12 protein-coding genes are annotated in these 17,292 nt (G+C 53.2%); 2 read left to right on the top strand and 10 right to left on the bottom strand.

Annotation, left to right across the window (positions count from 1 at the left end; all coding sequences use genetic code 11):
• The first annotated feature begins 110 nt into the window (after positions 1-110).
• Positions 111-665: a YgjV family protein gene (locus OGX67_RS08960; RefSeq protein ID WP_003024807.1), complete on the top strand. Its 555-nt coding sequence runs from the start codon at positions 111-113 to the stop codon at positions 663-665.
• A gap of 16 nt (positions 666-681) precedes the next feature.
• Here OGX67_RS08960 and sstT read toward each other — a convergent pair whose 3' ends face one another.
• The 4 genes from sstT to OGX67_RS08940 form a co-directional block, all read right to left on the bottom strand.
• A complete protein-coding gene (gene sstT / locus OGX67_RS08955) occupies positions 682-1,926 on the bottom strand; it encodes a serine/threonine transporter SstT (protein WP_032950278.1) in 1,245 nt (414 codons plus the stop codon).
• Positions 1,927-2,168: 242 nt separating this feature from the next.
• The gene (locus OGX67_RS08950) at positions 2,169-3,137 is read right to left on the bottom strand and encodes a TerC family protein (protein WP_003828551.1); all 969 of its coding nucleotides are present in this window, start codon (positions 3,135-3,137) and stop codon (positions 2,169-2,171) included.
• 271 nt (positions 3,138-3,408) lie between these two features.
• Complete coding sequence (locus tag OGX67_RS08945) at positions 3,409-4,407, bottom strand: Gfo/Idh/MocA family protein (RefSeq protein ID WP_003846207.1); 999 nt, start codon at positions 4,405-4,407, stop codon at positions 3,409-3,411.
• 72 nt (positions 4,408-4,479) lie between these two features.
• The gene (locus tag OGX67_RS08940) at positions 4,480-4,980 is read right to left on the bottom strand and encodes a M48 metallopeptidase family protein (protein ID WP_044700945.1); all 501 of its coding nucleotides are present in this window, start codon (positions 4,978-4,980) and stop codon (positions 4,480-4,482) included.
• Positions 4,981-5,064: 84 nt separating this feature from the next.
• Here OGX67_RS08940 and rlmG point away from each other — a divergent pair, with 84 nt between their 5' ends.
• Positions 5,065-6,201 carry a 23S rRNA (guanine(1835)-N(2))-methyltransferase RlmG gene (gene rlmG, locus OGX67_RS08935; RefSeq protein ID WP_003024789.1) on the top strand — a complete coding sequence of 379 codons (1,137 nt, stop codon included), beginning with the start codon at positions 5,065-5,067 and terminating at the stop codon, positions 6,199-6,201.
• A gap of 128 nt (positions 6,202-6,329) precedes the next feature.
• On the opposite strand, the gene OGX67_RS08930 is transcribed toward rlmG, so the two are convergent.
• From OGX67_RS08930 to ebgA, 6 genes are all read right to left on the bottom strand, one after another.
• The gene (locus OGX67_RS08930; protein ID WP_257651756.1) at positions 6,330-8,348 is read right to left on the bottom strand and encodes an oxidoreductase; all 2,019 of its coding nucleotides are present in this window, start codon (positions 8,346-8,348) and stop codon (positions 6,330-6,332) included.
• Positions 8,349-8,493: 145 nt separating this feature from the next.
• Positions 8,494-10,845, bottom strand: a complete 2,352-nt coding sequence (ygjK, locus tag OGX67_RS08925) for an alpha-glucosidase (RefSeq protein WP_268046456.1) — start codon at positions 10,843-10,845, stop codon at positions 8,494-8,496.
• Positions 10,846-10,860: 15 nt separating this feature from the next.
• Positions 10,861-11,922, bottom strand: a complete 1,062-nt coding sequence (gene ygjJ / locus OGX67_RS08920; RefSeq protein WP_048232835.1) for a protein YgjJ — start codon at positions 11,920-11,922, stop codon at positions 10,861-10,863.
• Positions 11,923-12,129: 207 nt separating this feature from the next.
• Positions 12,130-13,563: an amino acid permease gene (locus OGX67_RS08915; RefSeq protein WP_003846220.1), complete on the bottom strand. Its 1,434-nt coding sequence runs from the start codon at positions 13,561-13,563 to the stop codon at positions 12,130-12,132.
• A gap of 66 nt (positions 13,564-13,629) precedes the next feature.
• Positions 13,630-14,079 carry a beta-galactosidase subunit beta gene (locus OGX67_RS08910; RefSeq protein WP_003024776.1) on the bottom strand — a complete coding sequence of 150 codons (450 nt, stop codon included), beginning with the start codon at positions 14,077-14,079 and terminating at the stop codon, positions 13,630-13,632.
• Positions 14,076-17,168, bottom strand: coding sequence for a beta-galactosidase subunit alpha (gene ebgA, locus OGX67_RS08905; protein WP_257651754.1), 3,093 nt, complete (start codon positions 17,166-17,168; stop codon positions 14,076-14,078). Before ebgA ends, OGX67_RS08910 begins: the two co-directional genes overlap by 4 nt.
• Positions 17,169-17,292 lie beyond the last annotated feature (124 nt).

Genomic DNA, 17,292 nt, shown 5'->3' with positions numbered 1-17,292 from the left:
TTGCTGTAGCACAAAATCTTTTGGGTAAGTTTGTTTATGGTGGAATCTAAAAACGGCGTTTCATAATATGGAGCGCCGTTTGTTTTTGCATTACCTGACAAGGATCATTCATGACCGCGTATTGGCTGGCCCAGGGCGTAGGTGTCATCGCCTTTCTGATCGGCATTACCACCTTTTTCAATCGCGATGAGCGCCGCTTCCGGCTGCAACTTGCTGTCTATAGCGCCACCATTGGCGTGCATTTTTTTCTGATGGGCGCCTGGCCCGCGGGAATGAGCGCAGAACTCAACACCATCCGCACACTTGTCTCAATGCATACCCGCAAACTGTGGGTGATGACCGTTTTTATTATCCTCACCCTGGTTCTCGGTCTGGCGAAATTACAGCATGCGATGGAGCTGTTACCGATAATTGGCACGCTGGCCAGCACCTGGGCGCTGTTTCGCTGCAAAGGGTTAACCGTGCGTTGCGTAATGTGGTGCGCAACCGCCTGTTGGGTTATCCATAATTTCTGGCTGGGATCGATTGGCGGGACGATGATCGAAGGGAGTTTTCTGGTGATGAATGGCCTGAACATTATTCGCTTCCGGCGGATGCAAAAACGCGGAATTGATCCGTTCAAAATTGAAAAAAGCGTACAAGAAAAGAGCCCCTCCGCCCGATAACGGAGGGGCGCAGGGATTAGCCGCGCAGGGCGTTGTTTGCCAGACGCTCGTCTTCAGCCTGGCAGGCTGCCGCGGTAAACAAGACATCTGTAGAAGAGTTCAGCGCCGTTTCACAGGAATCCTGCAATACGCCGATGATAAAGCCGACGGCAACTACCTGCATGGCGATATCATTCGGGATACCGAACATATTACACGCCAGTGGGATCAGCAGCAGAGATCCACCCGCCACGCCAGATGCGCCACAGGCGCAAAGCGAAGCCACCACGCTCAGTAACAGCGCCGTCGGTAAATCGACCGGAATACCCAGCGTGTTCACCGCCGCCAGCGTCAGCACGGTAATGGTGATCGCCGCACCCGCCATATTGATGGTGGCGCCCAGCGGGATAGATACCGAGTAGGTATCACGATCCAGATTCAGCTTCTCACATAGCGCCATATTCACCGGAATGTTGGCGGCAGAACTGCGGGTAAAGAAAGCGTACACGCCGCTTTCGCGCAGACAGGCCAGCACCAGCGGATACGGGTTACGGCGAATTTTCCAGAAGACCAGCAGTGGGTTGACCACAAACGCCACCAGCAGCATACAGCCTACCAGTACGGTCAGCAGTTGGGCGTAGCCCCAAAGCGTTGCGAAACCGGTGGTTGCCAGCGTGGATGAGACCAGACCAAAGATACCGATTGGCGCGAAACGAATCACCAGCTTTACCATAAAGGTGACGGCGTTGGACATATCATTGACCAGATTTTTGGTCGTTTCATTACCGTGGCGCAGTGCAAAGCCCAGACCAACGGCCCAGACCAGAATACCGATATAGTTAGCGTTAAGCAGGGCATCAATTGGGTTAGAAACCATGCTCATCAGCAGGCTACGCATTACTTCAACGATGCCGGACGGTGGCACAATATCGCTGGCGCTGCTGGAAAGATGCAGTGTTGATGGGAAAGCAAAGCTGAAGACAACGGCGGCTAATGCCGCTGAAAATGTTCCGAGCAGGTAAAGGAACAGAATGGGGCGGATATTGGTTTTTTGCCCGTGCTGGTGGTTGGCGATAGAGGCCATGACCAGCATCAGAACCAGAATTGGCGCGACAGCTTTTAATGCGCCGACGAACAGCGTACCCAGTAAACCAACGGCTTCTGCCGCAGGTTTTGACACCAGTGCCAGTAAAATCCCCAGTACCAAACCGATCAAAATTTGTTTAACCAGGCTCCCTTGCGCCAAACGCGAGAGTAGCCCCGATGAACGTTGCGTAGTCATGTAGTGATCCTTTCATTGTGTTGTTGCCTTACCTTTGTGCGTTCTGTTGACGCATCTTTCAGGATGGGGCAAATGTTTGCATGGCTGAGTATAAGGAAAGAACGGGGTTCTGGAAGCGAAATATACTGGATTCCGCGCTGAGATCATATTTTATAACTTTGAGTTAACATTATTTTGACATGATAGACAAAAAGCCCGACGCACGCAGTGTGCTGTCGGGCTTTTCAGCTAGCAGATGAAACTTACTGTATTTGCTGCTTTTTATCGTGCTGGTGGTTGACCCATGCGTTAACAATCAGCGTCACAAACAGAATGCCAAATACCACGCCTAACGAGATAGCGATCGGGATATGGTAGAAATCGACGATCAGCATCTTAATACCGATAAACACCAGAATAACCGACAAGCCGTACTTCAGCATCGAGAAACGCTCCGCCACGCCCGCCAGCAGGAAGTACATTGCACGCAGCCCCAAAATAGCAAACAGGTTCGAGGTCAGCACGATGAACGGGTCGGTGGTAACGGCAAAGATAGCCGGAATACTGTCGACGGCGAAAATCACGTCGCTCAGCTCAACCAGAATCAACACCAACATCAGCGGCGTGACAAACAGCAGACCGTTTTTACGCACGAAGAATTTTTCATCTTCGATGGTATCGGTCATGCGCAAATGGCCGCGCAGCCAGCGTACTAACGGTCTGTCGCCGATACCGGAGGCATCCTCTTTCGCCAGCGCCATCTTCACGCCGGTAAACAGCAGGAACGCGCCGAACACGTACAGCAGCCACTCAAACTGGGTGATAAGCCAGCTGCCGGCGAAGATCATGATCGTACGCAGAACAATTGCTCCCAGCACGCCATACACCAATACCCGGCGCTGCAACGCAGGCGGCACTGAGAAGTAGCTGAAGAGCATCAACCAGACAAAGACGTTATCTACTGCCAGCGATTTTTCGATCAGATAGCCGGTCAGGAACGCCAGTGCCTGTGGGTCGGCAACGGCGCGGCCCTGGGTTTCCGCCAGGTACCACCAGAAGGCGGCGTTAAACAGTAGCGACAGCGTTACCCAGACGATTGACCAGGCCGCAGCCTGTTTCATCGACATCGTATGTGCGCCACGACGACCCTGCAACAGCAGGTCGATGGCCAGCATAATTACCACTACGACAGCGAAGCCACCCCATAACAACGGTGTGCCGACAGTATTCATTGTATTTCCCCATGCATAAAAAAAACGGCCAACGCCGAATGACGTTAGCCGCTGCTTTTTATGCATAGACCTTGCCATTCGGCAAGGTCTCACTTACAACAACAAAGGAATACGATGGCGTATTCCTTTGTTATCGCCCGGTGACCGGATGTGGTTTTTCACACATCGTAATGACGATCAACCGACAACGAAGTTACTCCCCTTTGCGGGTTACAAAATATTACAGGCCATGCATTCAGTCAATGGCCTGCAACATTCCATTTACACACTTTTACGCAGTCAGCGAGGTTACCGTTTCGTCTGCCGGGAAAACCACGCCGGTCTGGCGGCGAATCTCCGTTTGCAGTTTAGCGGTGATACGGCTGACGGCCAGTGCCGGGTGATCCACTTCGCCGGATTCAACCAAATGGGCAAAAGCCTCTGCCTCATACAGCATAGTATTGATGTGTTGAGGCGTCGTCAGATCCTGCGTTTTCCCCCCGCGTGGAACGAAGCACACCTTTTGGCATTCGGAAATATGCTCGATGACCAGCGATCCCGACTCGCCCTGAATTTCACTGGCTAATACCGAGTCGCTTACTTTTGAGTGCTGGAGCGTAACGCTGAAATCACCGTAATTCAGCACCACCACACCGTGAGCATCCACGCCGCTTTCCAGCAGGCTGGCGCTGGCCTGAACGCTCTGTGGTTCGCCCCACAGCGCAACCGCCGAGGCCAGGCAGTAAAAACCGATATCCATAATCGAGCCATTGGAGAACGCCGGATTAAACGTGTTCGGATTCTCACCATCCAGATAGCGCTGGTAACGCGAGGAGTACTGGCAGTAATTGATAAATGCCTTCCTGATTTTTCCAACTTTTGGGAGCGATTGCTGTAACAGCAGGAAGTTAGGCAGGCTGGCGGTTTTAAACGCTTCAAACAGCACGACCTGGTTTTCACGCGCGCAGGCGATAGCGGCTTCGGCTTGCGCCAGGTTGGAGGCCAGTGGCTTTTCGCAAATAACATGCTTTTTGTGCCGCAAAAACAGCTCGGTCTGCGGGAAGTGCAGGGAGTTTGGACTGGCGATGTAGACGGCGTCGATCGCCTCGCTTTGCGCCATCGCTTCCAGCGAAGTAAACAGATGCTCGACGGGGTAATCGTTGGCGAAGGTCTGTGCCTGCTCAAGGCTACGAGAATAGACTGCGGTTAACTTATACTTGCCGGTTTCATGGGCGGCATCGACAAACTGGCGGGTGATCCAGTTTGTGCCAATTACTGCGAAACGTATCATAAAGGCCTTCAGGCTGCGAAAAGGGATTCTTTCGTCAATTTAGCATGCCCTGAAGACAAAGCCAGTGCGCGACTACGCAGTTTGCTTTAACGATTGTTGCGTTAACCACAGGCGGGTATCGAACTCCAGTTGGTGATACTGAGGCTCCATATGACAGCACAGCTGGTAAAACGCTTTGTCGTGTTCTTTTTCTTTCAGATGCGCCAGTTCATGAACGACAATCATACGCAAAAAGGGTTCGGGGGCATTGCGAAAAACGGTCGCCACGCGGATCTCCGCTTTAGCCTTGAGCTTTCCGCCCTGCACGCGAGATACGGCGGTATGCAGTCCCAGCGCATTCTTCAGAACGTGGATCTTGCTGTCATACATGACTTTATTCAGCGGCGGGGCGTTACGCAGAAACTGATTTTTCAGATCCTGAGTATATTGCCAGAGCGCTTTGTCGGTCGCGAAGTCATGCGTACCCGGATAGCGCTTCTCCAGCACTGCGCCCAGGCGTTGCTCAGCAATCAGCGTTCTCACCTGAGAAAGTAAATTCTCCGGATATCCTTGCAGATAGGTCAACTGACTCATTAGTGCCCCATATAAAGTATAAAAAGTGTATACTCACGCACCCTTTTCAGGGATACGCCGAAATTTTACCATTCAGGAGGGCCGATGAGCCACATAGACAACGGTTTCCGTTCGCTGTCACTTAAACGTTTCCCGGAAACGGATGACGTTAACCCGCTGCTGGCGTGGGAAGCTGCAGATGAATATCTGCTGCAACAGTTGGACGATACCGAAATTAGCGGCCCGGTGCTGATCCTGAATGATACCTTCGGTGCGCTGGGCTGTGCGCTGGCGGAACATACGCCGTACAGCATTGGCGACTCCTATCTCAGCGAGCTTGCCACACGTGAGAACCTGCGTCACAACGATATTGCCGAGTCGAGCGTCAAGTTCCTCGACAGTACCGCTGACTATCCGCAGGCGCCGGGCGTGGTGCTGATTAAGCTGCCAAAAACCATGGCGCTGCTGGAGCAGCAACTGCGCGCCCTGCGTGAAGTGGTAACGCCGCAGACGCGTATCATCGCCGGTGCAAAAGCGCGTGATATCCACACCTCTACGCTGGAGCTGTTTGAGAAAGTGCTGGGACCAACCACCACCACGCTGGCATGGAAAAAGGCGCGCCTGATCAACGGCACCTTTACCAAACCGGCGCTGGCCGATACCGCCCAGACCCTGAGCTGGAAGCTGGAAGGCACCGACTGGACCATCCACAACCACGCCAACGTCTTCTCCCGTACCGGGCTGGACATCGGCGCACGTTTCTTTATGGAACATCTGCCGGAAAACCTGGAAGGCGAGATTGTCGATCTCGGCTGCGGTAACGGCGTGCTGGGCATGACGCTGCTGGCGAAGAACCCAGAAGCCAGCGTGGTGTTTGTTGATGAATCACCGATGGCGGTCGCTTCCAGCCGTCTGAACGTGGAAACCAACCTGCCGGACGCGCTGGATCGCAGCGAATTTATGATTAATAACGCGCTCTCCGGCGTAGAACCGTTCCGCTTCAACGCGGTGTTCTGCAACCCTCCGTTCCACCAGAAGCATGCGCTGACCGATAATATCGCCTGGGAGATGTTCCACCACGCCCGCCGCTGCCTGAAAATCAACGGTGAGCTGTACATTGTGGCTAACCGTCACCTCGACTACTTCCACAAGTTGAAGAAGATTTTCGGCAACTGCGTAACCATCGCCACCAATAATAAATTCGTGGTGCTAAAAGCGGTCAAAACCGGTCGCCGTCGTTAAGCCCTTGTGCCGGATAGCGGTTAACGCCTTATCCGGCCTACACGAGCTGCATCGTAGGCCTGATAAGCGTAGCGCCATCAGGCAAAGATGTGCGCAGTTGCCTTATCCGACCTACGGGATACAACGTGTTAAATCTCCAGCGCTAAGCGGGTCCCCTGCGCAATAGCGCGTCGGGCATCCAGTTCCATCGCCACATCGCAGCCGCCGATCAGATGCACCGTTTTACCTGCCGCGTGCAGCGGATCGACCAGTTCACGGCGTGGCTCTTGTCCGGCGCAAATCACCACGTTATCCACGTTAAAGATCACCGGTTCGCCGTTCAACACGACGTGTAACCCATCATCATCAATCTTCTGGTAGCTGACTGCCGGGATCATTTTCACGCCGCGTGAGAGCAGGGTGGCGCGATGGATCCAGCCCGTCGTTTTACCTAAACCTTGCCCCGGTTTGCTGGCTTTACGCTGCAACATCACTATCTGGCGCGGGCTGCGGGATAAGTGCGGACCTTCCGGGCGTAAGCCGCCAGGCTGTTGCAGGCTGGTGTCGATCCCCCATTCCACGCAGAACTCCGCAATGTTCTGGCTGGTGGCTTCACCGGGTTGACTCAGATACATGGCTGTATCGAAACCAATCCCGCCGCAGCCAACGATCGCTACGCGTTTGCCCACTGGCGTTTTATCGCGCAGAACGTCGAGATAGCTCAGCACTTTTGGATGTTCGATCCCCTCGATCGGCGGCATACGTGGCTCGATCCCGCTGGCAAGGATCACTTCGTCGAAAGTGTGCAGATCGTGTGCGCTGACAAAATGATTCAGCTTCAGGTTCACGCCAGTCACGTCGATCATCCGGCGGTAGTAGCGCAGGGTTTCATAGAATTCTTCTTTGCCGGGGATCTGTTTGGCGATATTAAACTGCCCGCCAATCTCGCCATGTGCGTCAAACAGCGTGACGTGATGTCCGCGTGCGGCGGCATTAATGGCGAAGGCAAGGCCCGCAGGACCCGCACCGACAACCGCCAGATTCTTTGGCACAGCTGCCGCAACGATCGGCATTTTGGTTTCATGGCAGGCGCGCGGATTCACCAGGCAAGAGGTGACTTTGCCGACAAAGATCTGATCCAGACAGGCCTGGTTACAGCCGATACAGGTGTTGATCTCATCCGCTCGTCCGGTTTGCGCTTTTGACAGCAGTTCGGCATCGGCGAGGAACGGACGGGCCATCGACACCATATCGGCATCGCCACGGGCCAGAATGTCATCGGCGACCAGGGGATCGTTAATGCGGTTGGTGGTGACCAGTGGGATTGTCACATGCCCTTTCAGCTTACGCGTCACCCAACTAAACGCGCCGCGCGGTACTGGGGTAGCTATAGTGGGAATACGCGCCTCATGCCAGCCAATACCGGTGTTAATAATGGTGGCCCCGGCGGCTTCTATAGCCTGCGCCAGCTGGACGGTTTCGTCGAAGGTTCCGCCGTTTTCTACCAGATCGAGCATCGACAGGCGGAATAAAATTATAAAGTCATTACCGGCACGCTGACGTACCGCTCGCACCACCTCAACGGCAAAACGCATGCGGTTGGCATACTCACCGCCCCATTGGTCATCGCGCTGGTTGGTACGCAGAGTCAGGAATTCGTTGATGAGATACCCTTCCGACCCCATCACTTCTACGCCATCGTAGCCCGCTTCCCGCGCCAGTTGGGCGCAATGGGCAAAATCTTCAATCAACTGCAGCACTTCATCGTGCGTCAGCTCATGTGGCGTAAAGCGGTTAATGGGGGCCTGAATAGCAGATGGGGCCACCAGATGCGGCTGGTAGCTGTAACGCCCGGTGTGCAGGATTTGCAGGGCGATTTTACCGCCTTCGTCATGCACGGCATCGGTAATGACGCGATGGTGTGCAAGCTGGCTGCTGTCGTTGAGCATCGCGCCGCCTTCCATCCCCACGCCGGAAAGCGCAGGCGCAATGCCTCCGCTCACAATTAACGCGACCCCGTGACGAGCGCGCTCGGCGTAGAACGCGGCCAGCCGTTCTGCACCGTCGGGATACTCCTCCAGCCCGGTATGCATTGAACCCATCAGCACGCGGTTTTTAAGCGTGGTGAAGCCTAAATCGAGCGGGGCGAACAGCGACGGATAGCTCATAAAGGTGTCCAGTATGTAAAATTATTGTTATGTGGTCGGATGAGTTCTAATTTAGCCGTCGCCGCGTAAAAGGGAAAAGGGGAATGCCGTGATTGTGATGGGATTCAAAAAAGAGGCTCTCCTTTTCAGGAGAGCCAATCGACGATTACTGCTGTTTTAGAAAATCGTTATACAGCATATAAAGATGTGCCGCGCTCCAGGAGAAGTTCGGCGCGCCCTGCTGTGCACCGGTCAATGGGTTATAGTTTTCCTGAATCGGACCATCTGCGGTGAGGCCTTTGGCGTGGCTGAAGAAGGTATCCGCCAGTTTTAACGCGTCATCGCGATAGCCATAACGCTCCATCCCTTTTAGCCCAAACCAGAACTGATCCACCCAGACGCGCCCGCGCCAGTATATATCCGCGCCGAAGGCGGGGTTGGTCAGAGCTGCAGTACCAAGTGGGACAAAGGTGTTGAACTCGTTGGGAGCGAGCATCACCTTAACTACCGCATCCGCATGGGGCTGCGTTGCCGCCCCGTTAAACAGCGGCGACCAGCCTTCCGGCCCTTTGCCACGTTCGACGATTGGTTTACCCGCACAGCCGTTGGTCAACGGGGTATCTTCGATCCTCACGTCATAGAAGAATCGGGTGTCTGGGTCGAACATGCAGGTATTGATGTAATCCGCCAGTTTTTGCGCCAACTGGCGGTAGCGCTGCGCTTCTTTGTGTTTACCGAGCAGGGTCGCCATCTCCGCCAGATAATGGTTGTCGCTGTACATATAGCTGGCCTGATCGACCGATTCCTGCAGCAGCGAGTAACCCAGCAACTTACCGTCGTTACTGCGGTTTTCGGCAAATTTCACCACCCAGTCGCTGCGTTTCCCTCCGTTAGCGACGTATTTATCCAGTTGCTCTTTGTCGATAAAACCAAAGACTGCCGCATCGTCACGCCCGGATTCCCAGGAAGCAGCAACCTGTGCTGGGATCTCGAGGCTGTCATACTGGCCTTTACTGGTGATGTTGGCGTAGTTTTTCAGTCCGGAAAGGGTTTCTTCCTTGTCGCCATTTTTCACCGTAAACAGCATTTCACCGCTGTCGGTATTGTGGGCTTTATCGCGGGTCGCGCCGTATTCCGGTACGCCGTTGCCGTTATGATCGCGGTTTCGCAGCCACCAGTCGTGATATGCAACCAGCTTTGGATACATCTCTTCGAGCCAGGCCTTATCCTTGGTGACGTTGTAGACTTCCATTACCGACCAGGCAGCCAGGCTTGGCTTGGTGTTACGCTCGTTCCAGTTGCCGCCGTCGCCGCCGCGCTCGGGGCTAAGGTTCCAGGCAATCAGGTCGGGAATGAATCCGGCGTCCTGCGGGCGAACGGGATCGCCGGGTTTAATCTGCCATGAAAAGACGGCGCGAATGTTCTCTTTGGCGATCTCCGGGTTAAAGTGCGCCATGGCGAAGGCCTGCTTCCAGGTATCCCACGGCCAGGTCTGGTTGCCGGAGAACCAACGGCCGGTAACCGACGGTGTCACGGTATTGTGTTTTACCGCGCCGCCCGGCGATCGCCAGTTACCGTTCAGCGTTTCGATCGCCTTCACCGCCACTCGGGTTTGTTCTGGCGTGGCGTCCGGGTTGTTTAAGCCTTTCTTGAGATAGTCGTCCCAGCGCTGCTGCGAGGCGAGCATGTAAGAAGAAGGACGCGCCAGAATATCGCGGATCTGCGGTTGCTCTTTTGCCACATCTTCGGCGGTAAGCAGATGAGACCAGGTGGTGTAAATCGTCGTCGAACCGTTGATATGGGTCTTCCCCGTGAAGCGATGACCATTAACCGTGGTTTTCATGGCGACAGATTTATGCACCTGATACTCCGACTCGCCGGAGGTGAGCAGATCCCAGGTTGAACGCACCTTGCCGAAGGTGACTTTCAGGCCGTCGTGCGTGGCGGTGATTTTGCGCTGATAGCCAGGGAACTCGCCATCAATGGTTTTATCCGACAGGGCTTTTCCCTCTTTTGCCTCCAGTTTTTCCAGCAGTTCGCCGTCCCACACCAGATCCAGCGGCGAGTTGCTGGTGATTTTGGTTTCCAGCAGCGAAGTGCGCGGACTGGCGAAGCGTAGCGTCATCTCTACCTGTACATCTTTTGATGACAATTTCTGTACCAGCGCCCCGGGAATGCTGTAAGCCTCGAGGGCAAAATCGACCTTTTTACCGTGCTGATACACCGTCAGCCGGTCAAAATTATTGGCCATAAAGTTGATGTACTCTTCGGTCAGCAGTGCGACGCCAGGAAAGCCGCCCATTGTTGCGGGGCCATCTGGCAACAGATGCCCGTGCCATGAGCCGAGGTCGAAAAAGGGATTAAAACGCTGGTGGTCGTCGTGATCGTAGTCATGCATGTAGTCCGGCGCACCGGTGCGATTAATGATGTTTTTGAAGTCATTAACGCTGGCGGCATGCGCAGAGACGTTCATCAGCAGGAGGCAGGCCAGCGGCGTAAGAAGAGGTTTGATATTCATGGGTTCCGGTCCTTGTTACCAATAGAAATATTGCATCAGGAAGATTTGGTCGCTCGGGTCACCAGATGCATTCTGCATATAGAACCGGCTGTCGAAGGCGGTAGCGAAACGTCCGCCGCCGTATTCATACCAGATACCGAACTGCATAAAGGACGTGGTTTCTTCCTCGGCGCGATCCGGTCGGTGTTTGGCGTAGCTATATGCGGTGGAGAGGTAAACGCCTTTTAGCGCTTCATACATCGCGCTGACCATATAGCCGGTCTCGGTGCCGGATACATCCAGCCCGTCGGCGCGACCCGTGTGGTGCCACGCGCGGGCGGCGAAGTTGGGCGAGAGGATGCCGGTCAGGAACAGCTGTCCAGTACCGTCCGTTATCTCCAGACCGTTCATCCAGGTTACGCCTTCAGTCAGGTCGTACTGGATGTAACCGTTCATCATGGCCGGATAGGTATATTTATCGTCGTAGCGATCGTATTTACCAAAGTGCAACCAGGCTTTGCTTTCATCGTGATGTCCGGCGGGTGTAGCGGTCACGCTATAGCGCAAAGGGCCGGTCAGGTTTTGCACCTTAATGGCGGTCATGATGTCTCGGGTATTCGGAATAACGTAGCCCAGGTCTGGCGTGAAATCCCCCCACCACTGCAGGTCATCCAGCGAGGAGTCCTGGCGCAGGCTGAGCATCACCTCTGTTCCTGCATCGGTACGGTAACCACCGTAAAAGCGGTTGATCCCGCCTTCGAATCCGCCCCAGCTATGGTCAGGAACCCAGGCATTGCCTTGATGGTCGGCCTGTACGGTCCAGCCCTCGCCGTAGATCAGACCAAACCATGAACCGTGTTTTATCTCCAGGCCACCTTCAATGTAAGTACCGTCGCTGTATTTATGCTTATCTTTTCCTTCTAAATCCATATATCCACCCATGCCCAATTCGCCATAAAAACGAAAAGAGGGGGAGGTTATGGCAGGTGTTTTCGTATCGTCGTGTTCAGCAGGGCGAACTTCTTCTGCACCCACAGAAGAGACGCAGAAAAAGGGCAGGGCAATAATTGCCCTGCAATAATGGCTAATGTTATTCATGCTTCGATCCTAAGCAAATAAAATATAATTTTTATTGTTATATACCCTTCATACTTCAAGCTGCATGTGCGTTAGCTACGTTCGTTCACCCCAGTCACATAGTTATCTATGCTCCTGGGAATTCACTCACTTGCCGCCTTCATGCAACTCGAATTATTTTGGTTATAGCCTTGGAGAATATTGTTTATTGTTATTATGTTTTAGTCATTAATTGATATTTGAAGCGGGAGCAGCCTCAATAGCTTTTTCTTCTTTAGTTAGCCCTTTGATGTATTTACTGTATTTCCACCAGGCAAAACCGAGGAAAATAACAATCCCACCGACGTTATAGAAAATAATGGTTATGATATTTCCGCCGCTCGGGAAGGTAGAGGCAATAAATCCGATAGTGAACAGGACGATCAGCATTGATACCACAATAATGCCGGTTTTTTGCGAACCCATACGGAAGTCGCGCGGTAAGTGGTCCAGTTTTGCGCGCAGATTCAGGTAGGCCAGCATAATAAACAGCGGCGGCAGCATCGATGCGGCGGCGGTCATGTTGATGATGGTGTTCATTAAGTCTTGCACGGTATTGGAACCGAGCGTTGGGATAATCATCAGCGGGATAACGATCAGAAACTGGATCCACGCTGCGCGGGCCGGTACGCCGTTTTCATTCAGTTCGACGGTTTTTTTACCGAAAATACCCGCCGGAATTTCAGAGAAGAAGATCTTCACCGGCGTTGCGGTCCACATCAGCAGAGAGCCGAACATCGCGGTAAAGGAGACCAGGCCGACAAAGCGGTTAACGATGAGTTCCGGCAGACCAAAGTATGCCGCCAGACCGTGGAATACCTGCACCGATCCACCGGTAAACTTCAGCTCTTTGCTGCTGACGAAGACATTGATCAGCACCGAGGAGATGGAATAAAGCACGCCGATAAAAATCCCGGCAATGATAATGACCTTCACGAACGATTTTGACCCGCCCTTGACGTCGTTGACATATACCGCCACGGACTCCGCGCCGCCTGCCGCCATGAATATCCAGGTGGTAATACCGAGGAACGCCCAGTTAAAATTCGGGATCATTGCATCAACGGTGATGGGGTCAGCAGGCTGCACGCCGCCCACCAACGCAGTACCCGCCAGTAAAATGTAGGACAGCGTCAGCAGCAGCATTAACGTGGAGGTGACGGAGGTAATCGGCCCCAGCATTTTTGCACCGTTGGTCGAAACCCAGGTCGAGAAGGCAAACAGCACCATACTTAACACGGTTGTGGCGAACGGCGTCAGAATGTATTCGTAGCCTAAAAATGCGTACGAGGCATAGGCGATAACGCGCGGGAGTAACGAGGTAAAAAAGAACAGGTTAACGAACCAGTAGGTGTAGGCGGTAATAAAGGCCCAGCGCCCGCCCAGCGAGCTTTTCACCCATGCGTAGACACCGGCTTCGGAGTTTTTATTCAGCGAAACAAATTCGGCGATGATTAAGCAGAATGGAATAAAGTAGAAAATTGTCGCGAGGAAAAACATCGGTGCGGATGCCAGACCAAGCTCAATATTATTGTTGATAACGTTATTAAAACTATAAACCGCGGCAAAGGTGAGTGAAAGTAAGCCGAACTTGCCGATGGTATTACGTTTGGTATCAGACATAGCACATCTCCGATTCCTGATTATTATAGGGTACTGGCGGCGCAACGTCGGCGCCGCCTGTGTTTTTTATTTATTATGAAAATAACCATCTTCGATGGTGACTTTGAGTACGACTTTCTTCACTACGCTATTACAGATAAAACGATAGGCTTCATGGTTGTCACAAATAACCATTTGTCCTTCGTGCACTTCTACGGTTTTTCCGCAGCCTTTCAAATATTCGCGGTCGGTTTCATCGCGATAATATTCAACCACCTGGAGATCCTCTTTGGCGGCATACTCTATTTTTTGCTGTCCTTGCAGGTAGTAATGGATCTCAAAATAACGACGATGACCGGTAAACAGCGCATCGGTTGCAGAGTCTGTCTCTACGCGGTAGCTCAGAGAATCACCGATAGAGTGAGCGACGCCTGGCTGAATATTGTCAATATTTTCAATGGCCTCGACGCAGCGTTGCCATTTCCGACCCGAAGCATAGCGTTGCTGGAACTGCTCTAAGTTGTCGATGATCCTCATTTTGTATTCTCGCTGTGCATATTCGTGGAAAAGAACCCGGTGCCAAAGGCACGGTTGGCGGTGGTTTGAGCGCCAGACTCACTGCCGGAAACCGGCAACAACGTGAAGCCGTAGCTGAATGACGTAAACCAGACGCGCCAGGAATCAAGTACCTCGCTTCCCCACGAGTTAGAACCTAAGCCCAGTAGCTGATGGTCCAGATTAAGGGTGATGTCATCGCTGTGCTGCAGCTCATTACAGTGCTGTGCGGCAAAGATATTTTCTGGCGTATAGCGCCAGGCGCTCAGGTTGACAGGGCGCTGCGGAATCACTAGCAAACCGTTACCGTGACGATTGGTTAGCGTTGCCCAACGCACGTCCTGACGATTGCCGTTGTTTTGCGGGAACGGATAATTCTCGAACATCTCATCCACGCTGCTGCGCCAAATGTCGATGATGTTGGCCTGCTGACTATCGGCATAGTTTTCACCAGGACCACGTCCGTACCAGGCCACCTGTCCCAAATCACCGCTGATGCCCATCGTGAAGCCGATGCACGGAATAATGTCCCGGTACTCGCCGTAAGGCTGGCCGGAAAGCTCCACATTCAACTGACCGTCTGCGGCAATCCGCCAGCGATAGGTGCAGCGCATACCGAAATCAAATACCGGCGGGGCGATAATCGTTTGGCTGGTGATGAGCAGCGCATCTTCGGTTTGCTCAAAGGTAAAGTCGCGCAGATGCTCCTGCATTATCTGTATATGATTTGGCTGCCAGAGGCCTTCGAACTCTTGCTTGTGGTTATCTATGGTTGGTTTGAAGAAATTAATCTTCGGCTCGCGGGTAATCAGCTCTTCACCATTGACGTTCCAGCTAATGGGTTTACCGGTCAGCTTTGAGAACGTCAGATGGAAGTTATAACCGCGAACGGTGCAGCTCTGGCGGTTCTCTTCCAGCGTCAAAGGGGTGGCGTTTTGCAGACTGAACGGTACGGCAGTCGCCGTTCTGGCTTTCAGCGGGAACTGATAAGTCGCGATGTGATGCCCGGCTTCGCTGTATAACGTGCGGGAATCTTTCGTCACGGTGACGTTGAGGAACGTCTCGCGCGCATCCAGCTCCGGCAGCGTGCATTGCAGCAGCGTATCGCTGTTGGGAGGAACGTCGCGCAGTTTTATCTGCTGAGCAGAGAGCGTATCTCCTTCGGCGCGAACCTCAATATGCAAGGTGTAGTCGTCAAGCGTGGTGAACCAGAGTTTGTTTTCTACCCGCAGCTCGCCGCGAGCCAGATCCTGCGCGCGCACTTTCACTGGTGCAATTACCTGCTTGTACTCTTGCAGACCCGGGCCTGGGGTTTGATCGGAATAAATCAGGCCATCAAGGCAGAAGTTGTAGTTGTTCGGGTAGTCGCCGTAGTCACCGCCATAGTTGTACCAGACGTTACCGTCGTTATCTTTGGCCTGAATCCCATGATCGCACCACTCCCAGACATAGTGTCCCTGAATGCAATCATGCTGATAGAAGACGTTCTGATATTCCGTTAGCCCGCCGGGGCCGTTGCCCATTGCGTGAGCATATTCGCAGATGATGCGCGGTTTAGGATGCGGGTATTCACCAAACTCATTCATCAACGGTACGCGGGTGTACATGGTGGAAATGATATCCACCACTTCGGCGTCACGATCTTCTTCGTAGTGGATCAGACGCGTGTCATCCAGCGCTTTTGCCGCGTGGTACATGGCGCGAATATTACAGCCGTAGCCGGATTCATTGCCGAGCGACCAGATGACGATCGACGGGTGGTTTTTCTGCGCGTGGACGTGGCGTACGATGCGCTCAACGTAGACATTTTCCCACAGCGGATCGTCGGTGATCCGGCTGATATCGCCGATATTAGCGAAGCCGTGAGATTCAACGTCGGTTTCGGCCATGACGAACAAACCGTAGATATCGCACAATTCATAGAAACGTGGATCGTTCGGGTAATGGGCGGTGCGTACGGAGTTGATGTTGTGCTGCTTCATTAACAGCAGATCTTTTTCTACGCGATCCATACCGACCGCGCGACCCTTGAGATGATCGTTATCATGACGGTTGACGCCATGCAGCATGACATAGCGGTTATTGATGTAAAACAGACCGTTGCGAACGTTGATATCGCGGAATCCGACGCGCTGCGGCACAACCTCAAGGATGTTGCCGCTGGCATCTTTCAGGGTCATCACCAGATGATAGAGATACGGCGATTCCGCCGACCACTGCTGCGGCGCGCTGACCTTGAAATTAAAAGCGGTATGCGTTTGTTTATCCACCGTCAGAGCGTTAATCACACCGCTATGCAGCGCCTGCTCACCATCAAACAAAGTGTATTCGAGCGATGCCATCGTTGGCGTGGAGGCGATGTTTTCCAGCACGATGTCGCAGGAGAGGGTGGCATCGCGATAGTCATCATCGAAATCGGTACGAACGGTAAAATCCTGGATATGGGTCGCCTGTTTGCCGACCAGATAGACGTCGCGGAAAATTCCCGCCGACCACCACATATCCTGGTCTTCAACGTAGGTGGAATCAGCCCATTGCATGACGCGAACGCACAGCAGGTTGTCACCGGTTTTCACCACCGCGCTGATATCAAACTCGGCCGTCAGGCGACTGCCTTTGCTGAAGCCAACGTACTGACCATTCACGTAAACTTCGAAGTAGGTTTCTACGCCATCAAATTTAATCAGCGTCTGTTTGCCCTGCCAGCCTTCGCTGAGAGAGAAAATACGCTGGTAGGCTCCGGTGGGGTTATTGGTCGGCACGTAGGGGACATCAATCGGGAAAGGAAAACCTTCGTCGGTATACTGCAGCTTGCCGTGCCCTTCCATCTGCCACATACCGGGGACGGTGATGTTGCCCCAGTCGCTCATAAACTGCGACGCAAAGGCTTCCGGCACCTGCAGCGGATGCTCAAAGAACTGGAAATTCCACTGACCGCTCAGCAACTGAAAGAGGCTGCTGGTTTCGCGGGCAAACGAGCGAGCCTGCGCAACGGAGTCGTAAGAGAAAAAATATGCGCGTGGCGCCAGTCGATTTTCGTGGGTGAGCTGAATGTTTTCCCAGCGATTCATAAGGCCTCCCGGTGGAGAAAAATCGGAACCATTCATTTTAATGGTGAGTAAGTGTAATTGATGGTGATTTTAGTAAAAGTTTTACTAAAATATAGCGAGTGAGGTGATTTACTTTAACTGGATC

This window comes from Citrobacter sp. Cf118 (assembly GCF_030334095.1).
Lineage (GTDB): Bacteria > Pseudomonadota > Gammaproteobacteria > Enterobacterales > Enterobacteriaceae > Citrobacter > Citrobacter freundii.
The sequence above is the reverse complement of the archived record's forward strand: the minus strand, read 5'-3'. Positions and strand labels throughout refer to the sequence as shown.

Bases quoted from the DNA above. Each gene is read 5' to 3' on its own strand.
- OGX67_RS08960 (WP_003024807.1), top strand. From the start codon at position 111: ATGACCGCGTATTGGCTGGCCCAGGGCGTAGGTGTCATCGCCTTTCTG.
- sstT (WP_032950278.1), bottom strand. From the start codon at position 1,926: ATGACTACGCAACGTTCATCGGGGCTACTCTCGCGTTTGGCGCAAGGG.
- OGX67_RS08950 (WP_003828551.1), bottom strand. From the start codon at position 3,137: ATGAATACTGTCGGCACACCGTTGTTATGGGGTGGCTTCGCTGTCGTA.
- OGX67_RS08945 (WP_003846207.1), bottom strand. From the start codon at position 4,407: ATGATACGTTTCGCAGTAATTGGCACAAACTGGATCACCCGCCAGTTT.
- OGX67_RS08940 (WP_044700945.1), bottom strand. From the start codon at position 4,980: ATGAGTCAGTTGACCTATCTGCAAGGATATCCGGAGAATTTACTTTCT.
- rlmG (WP_003024789.1), top strand. From the start codon at position 5,065: ATGAGCCACATAGACAACGGTTTCCGTTCGCTGTCACTTAAACGTTTC.
- OGX67_RS08930 (WP_257651756.1), bottom strand. From the start codon at position 8,348: ATGAGCTATCCGTCGCTGTTCGCCCCGCTCGATTTAGGCTTCACCACG.
- ygjK (WP_268046456.1), bottom strand. From the start codon at position 10,845: ATGAATATCAAACCTCTTCTTACGCCGCTGGCCTGCCTCCTGCTGATG.
- ygjJ (WP_048232835.1), bottom strand. From the start codon at position 11,922: ATGAATAACATTAGCCATTATTGCAGGGCAATTATTGCCCTGCCCTTT.
- OGX67_RS08915 (WP_003846220.1), bottom strand. From the start codon at position 13,563: ATGTCTGATACCAAACGTAATACCATCGGCAAGTTCGGCTTACTTTCA.
- OGX67_RS08910 (WP_003024776.1), bottom strand. From the start codon at position 14,079: ATGAGGATCATCGACAACTTAGAGCAGTTCCAGCAACGCTATGCTTCG.
- ebgA (WP_257651754.1), bottom strand. From the start codon at position 17,168: ATGAATCGCTGGGAAAACATTCAGCTCACCCACGAAAATCGACTGGCG.